At 56.6% G+C, this 14,417-nt stretch carries 16 protein-coding genes and 1 pseudogene; 16 read left to right on the top strand and 1 reads right to left on the bottom strand.

What is annotated here, in order from left to right:
* Positions 1 to 166: 166 nt before the first annotated feature.
* On the bottom strand, positions 167 to 331 hold the full coding sequence (locus tag P9250_RS00610; protein WP_409014776.1) for an H-NS family nucleoid-associated regulatory protein: 165 nt from the start codon (positions 329 to 331) through the stop codon (positions 167 to 169).
* A 138-nt stretch (positions 332 to 469) separates the two neighbouring features.
* On the opposite strand from P9250_RS00610, the gene P9250_RS00605 reads away from it, so the two are divergent.
* The 16 genes and pseudogenes from P9250_RS00605 to P9250_RS00535 all read left to right on the top strand — a co-directional run bounded on the left by P9250_RS00605 (position 470) and on the right by P9250_RS00535 (position 14,408).
* Entirely contained in the window at positions 470 to 1,216 is a 747-nt protein-coding gene (locus P9250_RS00605) for a lytic transglycosylase domain-containing protein (protein ID WP_310390685.1), read from the top strand.
* 3 nt (positions 1,217 to 1,219) lie between these two features.
* Positions 1,220 to 1,507, top strand: coding sequence for a KorA family transcriptional regulator (korA, locus tag P9250_RS00600; protein ID WP_310390684.1), 288 nt, complete (start codon positions 1,220 to 1,222; stop codon positions 1,505 to 1,507).
* A complete protein-coding gene (locus tag P9250_RS00595) occupies positions 1,507 to 1,860 on the top strand; it encodes a TrbC/VirB2 family protein (RefSeq protein ID WP_244832062.1) in 354 nt (117 codons plus the stop codon). Before korA ends, P9250_RS00595 begins: the two co-directional genes overlap by 1 nt.
* 88 nt (positions 1,861 to 1,948) lie before the next feature.
* Complete coding sequence (locus P9250_RS00590; protein ID WP_310390683.1) at positions 1,949 to 2,260, top strand: VirB3 family type IV secretion system protein; 312 nt, start codon at positions 1,949 to 1,951, stop codon at positions 2,258 to 2,260.
* Complete coding sequence (locus tag P9250_RS00585) at positions 2,260 to 4,866, top strand: conjugal transfer protein TraB (protein WP_310390682.1); 2,607 nt, start codon at positions 2,260 to 2,262, stop codon at positions 4,864 to 4,866. Before P9250_RS00590 ends, P9250_RS00585 begins: the two co-directional genes overlap by 1 nt.
* 12 nt (positions 4,867 to 4,878) lie before the next feature.
* Positions 4,879 to 5,574, top strand: a complete 696-nt coding sequence (locus tag P9250_RS00580) for a type IV secretion system protein (protein WP_310390681.1) — start codon at positions 4,879 to 4,881, stop codon at positions 5,572 to 5,574.
* 22 nt (positions 5,575 to 5,596) lie between these two features.
* Complete coding sequence (locus tag P9250_RS00575) at positions 5,597 to 5,815, top strand: EexN family lipoprotein (protein ID WP_310390680.1); 219 nt, start codon at positions 5,597 to 5,599, stop codon at positions 5,813 to 5,815.
* Positions 5,816 to 5,825: 10 nt separating this feature from the next.
* The gene (locus tag P9250_RS00570) at positions 5,826 to 6,866 is read left to right on the top strand and encodes a type IV secretion system protein (protein ID WP_310390679.1); all 1,041 of its coding nucleotides are present in this window, start codon (positions 5,826 to 5,828) and stop codon (positions 6,864 to 6,866) included.
* 88 nt (positions 6,867 to 6,954) lie between these two features.
* Positions 6,955 to 7,152, top strand: a complete 198-nt coding sequence (locus tag P9250_RS32555) for a TrwH protein (protein WP_409014774.1) — start codon at positions 6,955 to 6,957, stop codon at positions 7,150 to 7,152.
* Positions 7,152 to 7,895, top strand: a complete 744-nt coding sequence (locus P9250_RS00565; RefSeq protein WP_310390678.1) for a type IV secretion system protein — start codon at positions 7,152 to 7,154, stop codon at positions 7,893 to 7,895. Before P9250_RS32555 ends, P9250_RS00565 begins: the two co-directional genes overlap by 1 nt.
* Entirely contained in the window at positions 7,895 to 8,782 is an 888-nt protein-coding gene (locus tag P9250_RS00560) for a TrbG/VirB9 family P-type conjugative transfer protein (RefSeq protein ID WP_310390677.1), read from the top strand. Before P9250_RS00565 ends, P9250_RS00560 begins: the two co-directional genes overlap by 1 nt.
* Positions 8,779 to 9,939, top strand: coding sequence for a type IV secretion system protein VirB10 (virB10, locus tag P9250_RS00555; protein ID WP_310390676.1), 1,161 nt, complete (start codon positions 8,779 to 8,781; stop codon positions 9,937 to 9,939). Before P9250_RS00560 ends, virB10 begins: the two co-directional genes overlap by 4 nt.
* The gene (locus P9250_RS00550; protein WP_310390675.1) at positions 9,926 to 10,945 is read left to right on the top strand and encodes an ATPase, T2SS/T4P/T4SS family; all 1,020 of its coding nucleotides are present in this window, start codon (positions 9,926 to 9,928) and stop codon (positions 10,943 to 10,945) included. Before virB10 ends, P9250_RS00550 begins: the two co-directional genes overlap by 14 nt.
* Before the next feature lie 215 nt (positions 10,946 to 11,160).
* Positions 11,161 to 11,956: pseudogene (locus tag P9250_RS00545) on the top strand (hypothetical protein).
* Between the two features lie 141 nt (positions 11,957 to 12,097).
* Positions 12,098 to 13,528 (top strand): IS1182 family transposase, encoded by a 1,431-nt coding sequence (locus P9250_RS00540; protein ID WP_310390674.1) that lies wholly within the window; start codon positions 12,098 to 12,100, stop codon positions 13,526 to 13,528.
* Positions 13,529 to 13,958: 430 nt separating this feature from the next.
* Positions 13,959 to 14,408 (top strand): MarR family transcriptional regulator, encoded by a 450-nt coding sequence (locus P9250_RS00535; protein ID WP_310390673.1) that lies wholly within the window; start codon positions 13,959 to 13,961, stop codon positions 14,406 to 14,408.
* Positions 14,409 to 14,417: the final 9 nt, after the last annotated feature.

The following is a 14,417-nucleotide window of genomic DNA, read 5'->3' as shown; positions in this document are numbered from 1 at the left end:
CGTGAGCAAAGCGATACGACCGATCAACGCAACACCGCGCTGGGCGACTCGGCACGTTGCTCTCAGCGCAGCTGGGGTGAATCCGGTGAAAGTTCGCCGAGCTCGCGAACGCGTGGAAGCAGATCGTTTCGCTCTGGGTGCATCGAGTCGTATCACCTTGCCCATCTCAGTCCTCCGGATCACGTACCTCAAAGTCGGTCAAGAAACGTCCCTGATCCAGGTAGTCCCTCAGCCAATGGGGCCGCTTGCCGCGACCACTCCACGTGTTGAAGGGATTGGCCGGGTCGCGATACCGCGCTGGCCCCTTCGGGGCTCTCTCTCCTCCGACCATGACGAACTGAATCTGTTCAGCCGGTGCGGTCGGATTCTTTGCGGCGCGTTTTTTTGGTTTGCTCTTGTCGCTTGACACAGCCTCGTTACTCACTAAGATAGACGTTAATCATTGAAAATGCAATTTCAAGGACTAACAATGAGCCGCATCATTCTGCTCGCCGCGTTGTCTGCTGCCATGGTTGCCCTGGCAGGGCAGGCTAGTGCGTACGCCGGAACGTCGGCCGACGTGATGGAGATAGCGAAGCAGTGCGCGCCCAATGTCAGTCCTATCACCATGGGCTCCCTGGTCGCCCACGAATCGAAGAACAATCCGATCGCGATCAACGTGAACGGAAATTATCGCCTGTCTTCGCAACCCGACACGAAAGAGGAGGCGGCCAAGACCATCGCGACGTTGGAGGCAAATGGCGCGAACTTTGACGTCGGGTACGGGCAAATCAATTCGGCGAATTTTTTGAATTTGGGTGTCAGTGGCAGCGACTTGCTTGACCCGTGCGTGAACCTGCGTGCCTCAGCTGCGGTCTTGACGAGTTGTTATTCACGCGCAATTCAAACCTATGGCGAAGGTCAGACGGCACTGTTGCACGCGCTTTCCTGCTACAACACGGGTTCGCAGTCGCGCGGCATCGCCAACGGATACGTCTCCAAGGTGGTTGCGCATGTGCGAGCCCTACAAATCCCTGCCCTGACGGATGACGCTGGCGGTGTGACGCGTGGAGCGCAATCCATATCCAGTTCCACGCAGCAGGGCAGGGAAGCCGTCGAAAAGCTACCTATCAAGGCCACCGCGGCGGCGATGCGGGACCTTCAGGACCTGGACAACCAAGGCGCGTTCTCGCGAGACGACCCCGGTGCATTCGGCTCGGTGAAGCCGGAGCCCTAACCCATGCAAGTGTTCTTGATCCCGCAAAAGCAGATCGAGGAAGAAATTAGGCGCGGCCGACTTCAGGCCGTGAAGATTCAGAGAGTGGCAACCAAACAGTGGTTTCCACTGTTTGAAGTGGGCGATGACGCCTCGAACGTCGTCGTCTGTTCGATTCGTGTTCAAGCGAAAGAAGAGGTGCGCTATTGGGCCGACCTCAGATTACTAGTGGAATGGCTTCGCGAGCGATGCGGAGTCGAGAGTTGTGTGTTGCTGCTGTCCAAATTCAACCCGAAACCCGGAGAACCTTGATGACACTCGTCGCTTCCCGAAAAATCGGTCGTCCCGCCGCTACCTTTCGTTCTATCACCGACCACCTTTATCGGTCCCGGCGCGTCCTGCTTTTTGCATGGACGCTTGCCATCACTTCCTTCTTCTCGTCAGGTGCCTATGCTGCAGGCACCGACACTGGATCATCCGCCATGAGTTCGTTGCAGGCGTGGATGATGACGTGGATTCCCATCGGCGCGGCACTGCTGATCATCGCATGCGCTCTTGGCTGGATCGCGCACCTTGTTCGAGCTGACTTCGCCGTGCGCTGCGTGGTCGGACTGATTGTCGTGGGCTCTGCGTCTTATCTGGTCGCACTTTTTGGAATCAGCTAAGGCTTATCGGTCGAGACCGAGAGCAAAGTTCTTGAACCTGTGTCGACGACGCCACGGTAATTGATCCCCCATCTGAGAGGTATCACCAATGAAGACAGGTGAATTCCCCCTATTCAAGGGCGCAACGCGCCTGCCCACCTATATGGGCATTCCGCGCACACCGTTTCTGCTTGTTTTCATGGTGTGTGGCGCGCTGTTCATGGTGATTCACTTCTGGACGTTCCTCCTCTTCGCCTTCCTTTGGTTCGTTTGCTTCTGCATTACCAAGCACGATGACCGCATGTTCCGCGTGATCGGCCTGGCGTTCAAAACAAAGATCGTGAATCTCATCGACTCGCCGTTTTCAAGCCGATGGGGCGGATCAAGCTATGCCCCGGTAAGCTACAAGGAGAAGTTGTGATGGCCGTCTCCATGCGTCGATTGCAAGCCGATGCCGGGTACAGGAAGGAACCGTCGGCGGTGAAATTCTTGCCGTACTCCTATCATGTCACCGACTCGATCGTGAGCACCGTCTCGAACGAGTACCTAATGACCTTCCGCATTCGGGGCCGCTCGCACGAGTGCGCGTCTGACGCGGAGCACATCAACTGGCGTCGCGACTTGAATCAGCTGTTCAAGACGGTGGGCAATGAACACGTCCGGTTCTGGACGCATTTGCATCATCACCAGACCGATCGTTATCCAAAGGCCGATTTCGACGCGACATTCCCACGCGGGTTGGACTGCAAATACCGACAACGCTTCGAAGATGTGCCGTTGATGACCAACGATTGGTACCTAACGGTCGTATACAACCCCGTTGGGGATCTCACACAAAAGTTTCTAGCTCGATTCGAACGCCCCACGCGCGAAGACCTGCTGGAGATCCAGGCAGAAGCGATCGCGAGCCTCGAAGACATAGCGTCGCAGATTACGGGAGCGATGCGCGCTTACGGCATTGAAGCGCTCGGCATCTACTATCGCGATGCCAGGGGGAATCGCATCGAGGACCGAGAAGCGACGGAGACTGATGACGCGCCAGATCCGGACGACATTCTCAGTGCCAGCGTAGATCCTTCAAGCGCGCCCGCTTCCACATTGCAGCTTTTCGCTTCGGCAGAACGCCAGCTTGCATTCTCGAGCGCGCTTGAATTTTTCTCTTTTTTGGCTAACGACGAATGGCAGCCGGTTCCGATCACGCGGGACCGAGCACGAGAGTCGATGCTCTACAACCGCATCGTAAGTTCGGTGTTCGGTGACGTGATGCAAAGCCGCCGGATCGATTCCGACAAATATGTCGCGGGCGTAGAGATTGTGGACTTTCCAGAGGCGACCGAGCCGGGCCAGCTTAACATTCTGATGGAGGCGGACTTCGAGTTCGTGCTGTCGCAGCAGTATTGCTGCATGTCGAGCATTGCAGCCAGCGTGTTCCTGTCGAACCAGGAAAAAGCGATGCTCGAAACGAAGGACAAGAGCCGGTCTCAAATCGCTCAGATGGCCGATGCCGCGGACGATGTTGTCTCGCGTCGCGTGACGATGGGGTGGTACTACGGTTGTCTGCATGTCACTGCCGATACACCGAAGGAGGCGCAACGGCGGGCGCGCTCCGCGCGGGTGATGCTGAACTCGTGCTCGGTCGTCGCAGGATCAATTGGCCTCGCTTCGGACGCAGCCTGGTGGTCCCGGCTGCCGGCCAATCACGCGTTGGCACCGCGCCCCGTGCCGATCAACAGCATGAATTTCTTGTCATTCTCGCCGTTCCACAATTTCATGGTCGGCAAGCCAGACGGCAATCCATGGGGTCCCGCCGTCGCATTGCTCAAGACCGTGACGGGCACTCCACTGTTCTTCAATTGGCACTCGTCGCCACTCAACGAAAGCTCTCTCGGCAAGCGTCCACCCGGCCACGCGATCATGCTGGGCAAGACCGGCTCCGGAAAGACCACCTTGCTGAGCACCCTCTTGTCTTTCTCGACGAAGTTTCGGCCTCGCCAATTTATCTATGACGTGGGGCAGGGCATGTATCCCTTGGTTGCGGCCCTCGGCGGACTGTACACCGTGCTGCGTGACGGTCACCCGACCGGATGGCAACCCGCGCAGCTTGCACCGACAGAAGCAAACATCCGACTGGTCAAGCGGCTTATCAGGTTGTGCGCCGAAACCTCGTTGGAAAGCACAATCAGCCACGATGCGGTGAAGCAAGTCAACGAGGCAGTCGATGCGGTTATGGGGTCGAGTTCACTCATGCCACCGGAGACGCGCACCTTCACTGCTATCGTGCAGCATCTTCCCCGACCCTATCAAGTAGGTGCAGGCGAGCGGCCGTCCCTCGCGTCGCTGCTCGAGCCGTGGTGCCGTGGGGGAGAGCACGGGTGGTTGTTTGATAACGATGCCGACGAGTTGGATCTGAGCCAGCGCGACGTGTTCGGATTCGACCTTGCTGATTTCATCGTCGGACCAGGGCAAAAGGCGCCCGTCGCCCGCACGCCTCTGTTGATGTACCTGCTGTATCGGGTGCGTTCTTCGATCGACGGAACGCGGCGCGTCGTGCAAACGTTTGACGAGTTCGCGCAGTATCTCGACGATCCGACCATCACGCTCGAAGTGAAGCGTGGACTCAAGACAGATCGAAAAAAGGACTGCATTTACGTTTTCGCCACCCAAGAGGCGAATGATGCGCTAGATAGCGCAATCGGCAAGACGATTACTCAGGCGTGCGTGACCAAAGTGATGCTGTACAACCCCGAGGCGACTCCCTCGGACTACCTTGAGTATCTCAAGCTCACGCCGGCAGAACTGGACGCGATGCTGTCGATCCCCGAGGACAGTCGGCAATTTCTCGTCAAGCAAGGCAACCAGTCGGCGGTTGCTGTGATGGACCTCTCCGGCATGGACGATGAAATCGCGGTCCTTTCCGGGACACCAGACAACGCCGAGCGACTTGATCACGTGATCGATCGAGTCGGTGCGCACGACCCCGATGCGTGGTTGCCGGGGTATTTCGACGCGGTTCGCCGCAAAGCGTAAAGGAGATGGTTGATGAAACGCTCCCTATCTTGTGTCGCGTTCACTTTGACTGCGATCTTCGTGCCGATGACAGCTCAAGCCCAAGTAATCGTGGAAGATCCAATGGCTATCGTGCAGCTCGTCAATCAAGTGACAACACTGAAAAGTCAGCTCGACCAACAGGTCGCCCAATATCGGGCGCTTACCGGTAGTACCGGTCTAGGGAATCTTGTGCCGGGCGACGCTTCGCTTTTGCGCACGAACCTTCCCTCTCACTGGTCCCAGGTATATGGCGATGCGCTCAGTGGAGGTAGCTCGGGCTACAACGCTCGCACAACACAGATTCTAAACGCCGCTAGATCCAAGATAGATGGTATGGGGCGCGGTGACGCGCTTGACTATGCGAACAGCCAAGTCGAATCAAAAGGTGCAACCGATAGAGCAATGGGAGAACAGGCCTACAACAATGAGATGGCGGAGCTCAGCAATATCCAATCGCTGACGAATCAGATCGACGCGACCAGCACGCCGAAGCAGATCGCAGATCTCCAGGCGCGCATTTCGACGGCACGGGGCGCGATCGAAGCCGAGCAGACCAAGCTGAACCTTATGTCGTCGTTGCAAAGATCGCAGGACAAGATTCTGCAGCAGCAACAAATTCAGGCGGCCCGGCGGTACGGGATTGGGACCGCCTCGGATGGAAACACCACGCCGAACCTCACACCTTGACCGACAACCGGACCTGACTTCCATGAACAAAGCAGTCGTTGTACTTGCCTCGCTTTTGATTCTTTCGGCCTGCGACAAAGACGCCGATCATCCATCACAGACAAAAGATTGGTACATGCAACACGACGCCGAGCGTCATGCAAGAGTGGCTGAATGCAAGAACGACGCAGCACAGAAAGTAATGCCCGATTGTCAGAATGCTCTTGACGCGCAGGCTCAGATCACCGCATTTGGAAAATAGGAGACGTCGGATGGCCGCCTACAATGCAACGTCGCAAATCTTCACTTACATGGATACGGTGGTATCCCAGTTCGTGGCAACTAATCTCTCTAATGTGATCAGCTTTGCGGCTCCGATCGTAGCGCTGGGCCTAACGATGGCATTGATGATCGAAGGATTGTTTCTCATCGGACGGCCGAACGCTGAGCCTTTAAGTTCGCTCGTCAATAGGTTCATCAGATATGCGATCGTCATCGGGATAGCAAGTGCCGGCGGGTGGTATCAGACTAAGCTCGCCAACGTGGCGATGCATATTCCTGATGAGTTAGCCTCAGTGTTTGTCTTGGACGGTCAAACCAGCGCGCATGCGCAAACTACGATCTCCAACTCGATCGATCAAGCGATGGACAACGGATTAAATGTGGCCCGGAAGGCGTTCGAGGGAGCAGGGGTTATGAGCGGTCCCAGCCTCGCCAACTTGATACTCGGTGTGACGGTTCTATTTGTCACAGCGATCATGTGTGGGATTGGAGCCGGCCTTATCCTGATGTCCAAAGTGATGCTTGGTATTACGATTTGCTTCGGGCCGATCTTTATCTTCTTGCTTCTCTTCGAAAGCACTAAATCGCTGTTCACGCGATGGATGGGATCAGCCGTCAACTATGGTTTGGTAACCGTGCTTTTCTCCGCAGTATTCGGGTTGTTGCTTTACTTTTTCAAAGCCGCAATAAGTGCTGCGTCTGCAGATAACCCCGATGCACCTATCATGGTTTCCATCGTCACATGCGTCCTTCTGTTGGTCATTACGTGGTTTGTGCTAAAAGAGATCCCGCATATGGCCTCGTCCTGGGGGCAGGGTGTATCGGCAGACATCTTTCGGCATACACGCCAAACTAAAGATGGACTTGGCGCCGGCGGGGGCGCTAGTCACGGAGGCAGTGCTGTTGCGTCAGGTCAATCCGGCAACGGCGGCGCTGGCTCCTCTAACTCGACCACAACTCCGTCGACAGCATCCTCAGCAACCCCATCTGCTACTAACGGTCTAGCGCACGGTTCTCGGCGATCCGCCTAGCCAACTACGTTCATATAAAGTAAATCATTGAAATTGTAATTTCAATGATTTACTATGATCTTGCAAGATAAACACCGAGAGCGCGACTATGAAGCCACTCGCATCTTCTATATTTTTTGCAGTCCTAACGCTATGCGGTTGCGCGAGTAAGCCGAAGCCGCCGCCCGAGCCAGATATGACCCATCTCGTTCCGGTCAATAAGGCGACGCCTGCTGAACTCGAAGGCAAGGCGATTCTTCCGCCTAAATCGGCGGTTCAGCAATGGAAGGCCGGGGACTCGAACTGATGAAAGCCACAGATCAAAAAATTGCGCGGGCCGAACGTAAGGCGATCACCCGCGCTGACATGGACATTTATCGAAACGAGCGCGGAAGCGTAGAGATCGATCTGCTCGACGAAGTTTTGATGTCGCGTAAGCGTGCCTGGCAAGTCGCGTCCGGCTTCGCCGCATTTGCAATGATGGCGTGGATTGTGGCCGGCGGGACCATCCTTCGCTACGCGCAACCGTTGCCGCAATACCTGCTGACGCTGAATAAATCGACCGGTGAGCTGTCCCAAGTATCGATCGTCACGCAGAACATGGGAATGGATGAAGCAACGGACCAATATTGGGTGTCGCAGTTTGTGATTCATCGCGAAGCCTACGACTTCTATGCGGGGCAAACCGATTTCGACTTCATGCGACTTACAGCCGCGGGTCAGGTTGCCGACGACTATATGCAGCAATATCGCGGTTCCAAACCTAAGGACAAGGTGCTCGGTGACTCAGAGAGCACGTCGGTGCATATCAACTCCGTGATCGTCGATACCAAGCATCGGGTCGCTACTGTTCGGTATACGACGACGAAGCGTGTGCGCGATCGGCCCCTCGCGGAGCCGCCGCAGTATTGGATCGCGACGCTGGCCTACGACTACGTGCATCGTCCGATGACCGCTGCAGAACGATTTATCAACCCGGCCGGTTTTCAGGTCACCAGTTTCAGACCAAATCTGGAGAATCCCGCCAACGTAGGAAGAGTAGGGGGCTGATGATGTTTCGATACGCGTTGACTGCCCTTACGGCCGCTGCTGTGCTCGCATCTTCGTCGGCCTTTGCAGTCGCACTGAAGAAAAACTCGCCCGACGACTATCGCATCAAGTCCGTGGTCTACAACGCTCAGGATACGGTTCAATTAAACGCCGTGCTTGGCCTGCAAATTCACATCACGGTTGGCCGCGATGAGAAGTACGTGACGCATGCTTTTGGCGACACCAAGGCATGGCAGTTCACTCACAGCGGCAATAACTTCTTTGTGCGTCCAACGGCGGACCTCAGCGATACCAACCTGACCATCATCACTGACAAGCGCACCTACAACATCCTGCTCCATTTCATCGGCCATGCGACGAGGAAGGGCGCAGACGGGCAACCAGTTCAGGCGTTCATTAACAACCCGTGGTCCATGAAGCAGGCGACCATCGAGTTGAATTACCTGTATCCCGATCAGGAGCTTGCGAAAGCGAAAGCAGCAGTCGCGCGAGCCGAACGATCACAGGCGATGAACCGGGATGACCCACATGCAATCTACAACGTCGACTATCAGATGTCTGCCGATCCTGCGTCGTCGTCGATCGCGCCAGTGAACACATGGGACAACTTTCGGTTCACCTACTTCAAATTCCCTGCTAACGCTGAGCTTCCCGAGATCTTTGTCATGAGTTCGGATGGCAAAGAAAGCACCGTCAACACGCACGTTGAGGGTGTCGACCACAACATCATCGTCGCTGAAACCACCGCCAAGCAATGGCGCGTGCGCTACGGGCAGCAGAAGGTAGTTGGCATCGTCAACAGCGGATTTGACCCGGCGCGTGGAGCGACCTCCAGCGGGACGACCGTGCCGGGCTACACGCGGACCATGAAAGGGGAAAGCGAATGAGCCGACGAGAGCAAAACATTGATGAGCTCGTCGATCCGAGCGGACAGATCGATGGCGGCCGGGAGTCCTTCAGCCGGGTTGTCTCGACGCGAAATCGAGTTCAGGGCATGCGTGCGTTCGTGGCGCTGATGGTCATCATCGGGATCGTCCTTGTCGGCTGGATCATTTTCCGAAAACTGCATCCTTCTCCAACACCGGATGCTCAAGCGAAGCAGCAGAATTCCGGCATGCTGCCGCAGTACAGCTTCTCGACCGATCCGAGCGGTGCTGCCTCGACACCCGTAGCCGCAAGTCCGGTCGCCGCATCCGACCCACTGCCGCAGCATTCACTGCCGACGCATCAAGCAGGCGCCAAGCGCGAGTTGACGCCAGAAGAAAAGGCGTATCAGCGTCGTCTTGATGCGAACGCTGCCGGAGTTCAGGACGCGCCACAAAGCACAGGAAGCCCTCTGCAAAAGACGTCGGCAGGAACAGGTTCAACTCCTGTAAGCGCCGACAGCTCAGCCCTCGCATCAAAAATGAACGGGGTCACCATCGGACGAGTCATGGCGAGCACCTTCGAGCACCCGAGTATGACCGTGCCGGCAGGCACGATGATCCAGTGTGGGACTGCGACCGAGTTGGATACAACTGTTCCCGGACAGATCAAGTGCCATGTCAGTCAAGATGTGTATTCCTTCAACCACAAAGTGCGTTTGATCGACAAAGGTGCGACTGTCGTGGGAGAGGCGAGCGGGGGGATCAAGAGCGGGCAAGCGCGTGTGTTTGCATTGTGGACTCGACTTGTGAACCCGGACGGAGCGGTGATCAATCTGAATAGTCCCGGCACCAACGCCCTCGGTAGCGCTGGCATTCCTGGGCAGGTCGACTCGCATTTTTGGGAGCGATTCGGTCCAGCAATTCTGATATCGGTGATCTCGGATTTTGGCAACGCAGGCGTTCAGTACGCAGCGAACAAAGCCAGCAACGGCGGCACGAACCTCAACTTCGACAACACCTCGCAGACATCAGACTCTCTCGCGCGAGAAGCGCTTGCGGCGACGATCAACATCCCGCCAACGCTGTACGACCAGCAGGGCGATCACGTTGCCATCTTCGTGCGTCAAGACCTCGATTTCAGCAACGTGTACGAGTTGAACAGTGATGCCACTCCATAAAGCACAGTCCTTTATTGCCTCGGACCATGCGGTAAACATGACGCTGGCCCCGCTGCTCCCTTATCTTGAGGACCCAGCGGTTTTCGAAGTTCGGATCAACAGATTCGGGCAGGTCGTCGCTGCTCGGACGGACGGCCGTGAAATCCTCCAGGAGCCGGCAATCACCCCTGCGTACGTCAACAATCTGACGAACACGCTTCTTTCTTACAACGGCTTGGGTCCCTCACCGATCATGGACGTGATGTTGCCCAACGGCACCCGCGGTGTGATCGTGCGGCCGCCGGCTGTCCTTGAGGGTACCGTGCTGATTTGTTTCCGAAAGCACCTTCGGCTTCGAAAGGGGCTTGAAGAGCTGCAAGACGAAGGTCGCTTTTCGAATGCAAGACGACGCACCATCGAGGACATGCTGAAGCTTGATGCCGTTGAAGAAAAGCTGCTTGCGCTTCTTGATCGTCGAGATGTTGTCGGCTTTATGCGTGAGGCGGTTCGAAACCGGAAAAACATCTGCGTCTCAGGCAAGACCGGATCCGGGAAATCGACGCTCACTCGCACGCTGCTGGCCGAAGTTGCGTCGACCGAGCGCGTGCTGTTGTTAGAAGACGTCCACGAGGTCGAGGCCGACAATCAATATGAAGTCGGTTACATGATGTATGGCAAGCAAGAGGGGAGGGTGTCCGCCAAAGAATGCCTGACGGCCGCAATGAGACTTTCGCCTGATCGCATTTTTTTAACGGAGTTGCGCGACGATGCTGCATGGGATTACCTGACGGGCGCGAACACCGGGCATCCGGGGGGCATTTTCTCAACGCATGCTGACAACGCCGCTACCACGTTTGCGCGAATCGCAACGTTGGTAAAAGCTTCGGAAGTTGGGTGCACCGTTGATTACGATGTCATTCTCAAAACCGTGATCACTACAGTCGACATCGTCATCTACATGGCAGATCGTGAAGTGAAAGAGATCTACTATGATCCACTGTATCGAAGACGCCAGCTGATAGGGTAGAAAAGAGGCTCGGGAGCGGCGCTATTTTGTGCGCTCGATTCACGTCCATGATGGTGTCGACGCATCAGCGCAATTTGAATGACGCGATTCTTCGACTGCGATCTGCCATGAGCGGTCCTTCATTGCGGTGTCCGCATAGTAGCCATCCGGTAGGTACAGTGCCACCCCGATAGGGGCGAGGGTATGATCGCACTTTAAATCCACTCGAATTCGGCATGCTCGCGCTCAAACTAACGCTAGTCCCGCTGTTCCTGCTTATCGTTTCGGATGTCGGGTAAATGGTGGGGGCCATCTATTGCTGGCTGGTTAGCTGGTCTACCCGTGGTTGCAGGTCCGATTCTGTTCATTCTTGTTCTCGCGCATGGCGCGATCTTCGGCGCGCGCGCTGCCACGCTGTCCCTTTCCGCAATTCTCGCGTCAGAGGCATTCAATCTCGCATATGCATGGACCTGCCGCTCGCGTTCGTGGCCCGTGGCACTAGTTGTCGGGCTTATTACGTGGTTTATCTCCGCGTGTGGCTTATCAATGTTGCCAACGTCACCTATCTGGGCCGCGACCGCCGCCTTCGCTGCCGTGTGCTTCGGCCAGACGTTCTTGCCGCGCAGCCCTGCGTTCGCAGCAGGCGCACCGCTTACGCGGTCCGACCTGATAAGCAGGATGGTTGCTGGCGCAGTCCTGACGCTCCTGGTTACCTCGTTATCCGATTGGGCCGGCCCGGCGTGGAGCGGTCTGCTCGCGGTCTTCCCACTGCTGGGAATCGTTTTATCGGTGTCGTCACACCGCGCACAGGGGCCAGCCTTTGTGATTTCGCTGCTTCGGGGCATGGTGCTTGGCAGGTTCTCGTTTGCAGCATTTTGCCTGCTGCTTTCGTTTTCACTGCCTTACCAGCGTCCATTTGTGGCATTTGCCGAGGCCTCGATCCTTGCGATGATCGTACAGTGGGGCACCAAGCGACTAGTTACAATGCAGCGCGCAAACATTGTGGGGCCGAACGTCGTTGCTTCGGATTGACGTTTCAACGTATATCGGCTGAGTGTGGTTAAGCGACTGCGTTCGATTCAGTCGACTGCGTCAGGCGGCAGTCGGCCCAGAGCGTGTCAAAACACCATTTTGAATTGCTAAAATATCTCATCCGATGGCGGGGGGAGCGAGATGAAGCGGTTCGTTCAAGGAGACAATCGTACGCAAAGCTTTCTTCTTCCCGAAGCGCTCGACGACTACGTGACGGACACGAACCCCGTGCGCGTAGTCGATGTCTTTGTAGATGGGCTTGATCTTCAGAAGCTCGGGTTCGACGGCGTCGAGCCAGCACTTACCGGCCGGCCTTCATACCACCCTGAGGTGATGCTTAAGATCTACATTTACGGTTACCTGAACCGTATTCAATCCAGTCGTCGCCTTGAGCGCGAGGCCCAGCGCAACATCGAATTGATGTGGCTCACCGGTCGCCTGGCACCGGACTTCAAGACCATTGCGCGATTCCGCAAAGACAACGGCAAAGCGATCCGCAGCGTCTGCCGTCAGTTCGTCATGCTATGCCAACGCTTGGACCTTTTCGCCGAAGCGCTCGTTGCGATAGACGGGAGCAAGTTTAAAGCAGTGAACCATCGCGATCGCAATTTCACGAGCGCAAAACTAGAACGGCGAATGAAGGATATCGAGGCAAGCATCAGCCGTTATCTGGTGCAAATGGACACCGCCGATCGCCAGGAACCTACGATCGCGAAAGTGAAGACCGAACGGTTGCAAGACAAGATCGCGGCTCTCAAAGAGCAGATGCAAATCCTGAAGAAAGTCGAAGTTCAACTCGACGCGTCGCCGGACCAGCAAGTTTCGCTTACCGACCCGGACGCGCGCTCAATGAAGACGCGAGGAACTGGCGTTGTCGGCTACAACGTTCAAGTAGCGGTCGATGCGAAGCACCATCTGATTGTCGCGCACGAAGTCACCAACAACGGCATTGATCGTGACCAACTCACGTCGATGGCCAAGTTGGCACGCACGGAAATGGGTGTCGATAAACTCACCGCAGTTGCAGACAAAGGCTATTACAAGAGCGAGGAGATACTCGCCTGCCACGAGGCCGGCATCACGGCGTTTGTTCCGAAGACCAAGACCTCGGGCGCAACGTTCGACGGCCGCTTCGGCAAAGAAGACTTTATCTACGACGCTGAGAAGAACGAGTATCGATGTCCGGCGGGCGAGCGTCTCATATGGCGCTACAGGACAACTGAGCGTGGCCTGAACTTTGATCGCTACTGGAGCTCGCAGTGCCAACAGTGCTCATTGAAAGATAAATGCACCCCAAGCACGGAACGCCGGGTAACGCGCTCGGAGCACGAAGGATTGCTCGAAGAGATGCAGGTCCGGCTTGATCTCGCCCCGGACATGATGCGTATCCGACGACAGACCGTCGAGCATCCCTTCGGCACGATCAAGGCCTGGATGGGAGCGACTCATTTCCTGACGCGCACTATCGAGCGTGTGAGCACGGAGATGAGCTTGCACGTGCTTGCCTACAACATGAAGCGGGTTATCAAGCTGTTCGGTTCAGAAGCAGTCACGAAGGCGCTGCGGGCGTGAAGCGCGCGCGGCGCACGGGTCCTTGCAATACGTTCGGCTCTGATGTGACGTTTGTGGTGCCGCAATCGACAAGCGGAGATCTGCTACGGAGAAAGCGTGCGGTCAAATCCCAGCGGCTAGGCGTTTTGACACGGTCTGGGCCATGAGCGGCCGGTCGAGGTGGTCGTCCAGTTTGAGTAGCCTAGCTCACGTCCGCCCTTGCTCAATGGCCGGTCTCGGGCGAGCAAATTCTGGGTGGCATTGCCTTGACCTGGCCACGATCTGCCATTTGCCGCCTCCCCGGACGAGGCATTCGAGCGTCAACTTCGCACAGAAAATCAGCCGGACGACGATCCGGCATACATTCCGGATGAATGCGCGCGTTGCAGCTCGCGTCCACAGTTAGATAGGTTAACTTGCAAGTTAATCTGTCTTGATTTACGCTTCACGCATGGCTCGCTCCCGTAAATCCACTCCGCCGCTGGAATGCGTCGTCTCCGATCTAACGCTGGCTGTCGGCCAGCTTTTGCGTCGGCTGCGCAGCACCAATCCCGGCGACCTGAACCTGTCGCAGTCCAGCGTGCTCGCGCGGCTGGAACGTGAAGGCCCGATGACCACCGCGGATCTCGCGCGCGCCGAATCGATGAAGCCACAGTCTATGAAAACCATCCTCGGGGGCCTCGAAGAAGAGGCGTGCGTCGGGCGCGAAGCGCATCCCACGGACGGCCGCCAGATCCTGTTCGCGATCACGCGCAAAGGGCTGGACGAACGCAAACGGCGCACGGCGGCCAAACGCGAATGGCTGCTGGCGAAGCTCGAACAGTTCGATCCGCAGGACGTCGCGACGCTTGCTGCGGCCATTCCACTCATCATGCGGCTCGGCGATTCCACGCTTCCCTAGGCTTTCCGG

The sequence above is a fragment of the Caballeronia sp. LP006 genome, from assembly GCF_031450995.1.
GTDB lineage: Bacteria > Pseudomonadota > Gammaproteobacteria > Burkholderiales > Burkholderiaceae > Caballeronia.
The sequence above is the reverse complement of the archived record's forward strand: the minus strand, read 5'-3'. Positions and strand labels throughout refer to the sequence as shown.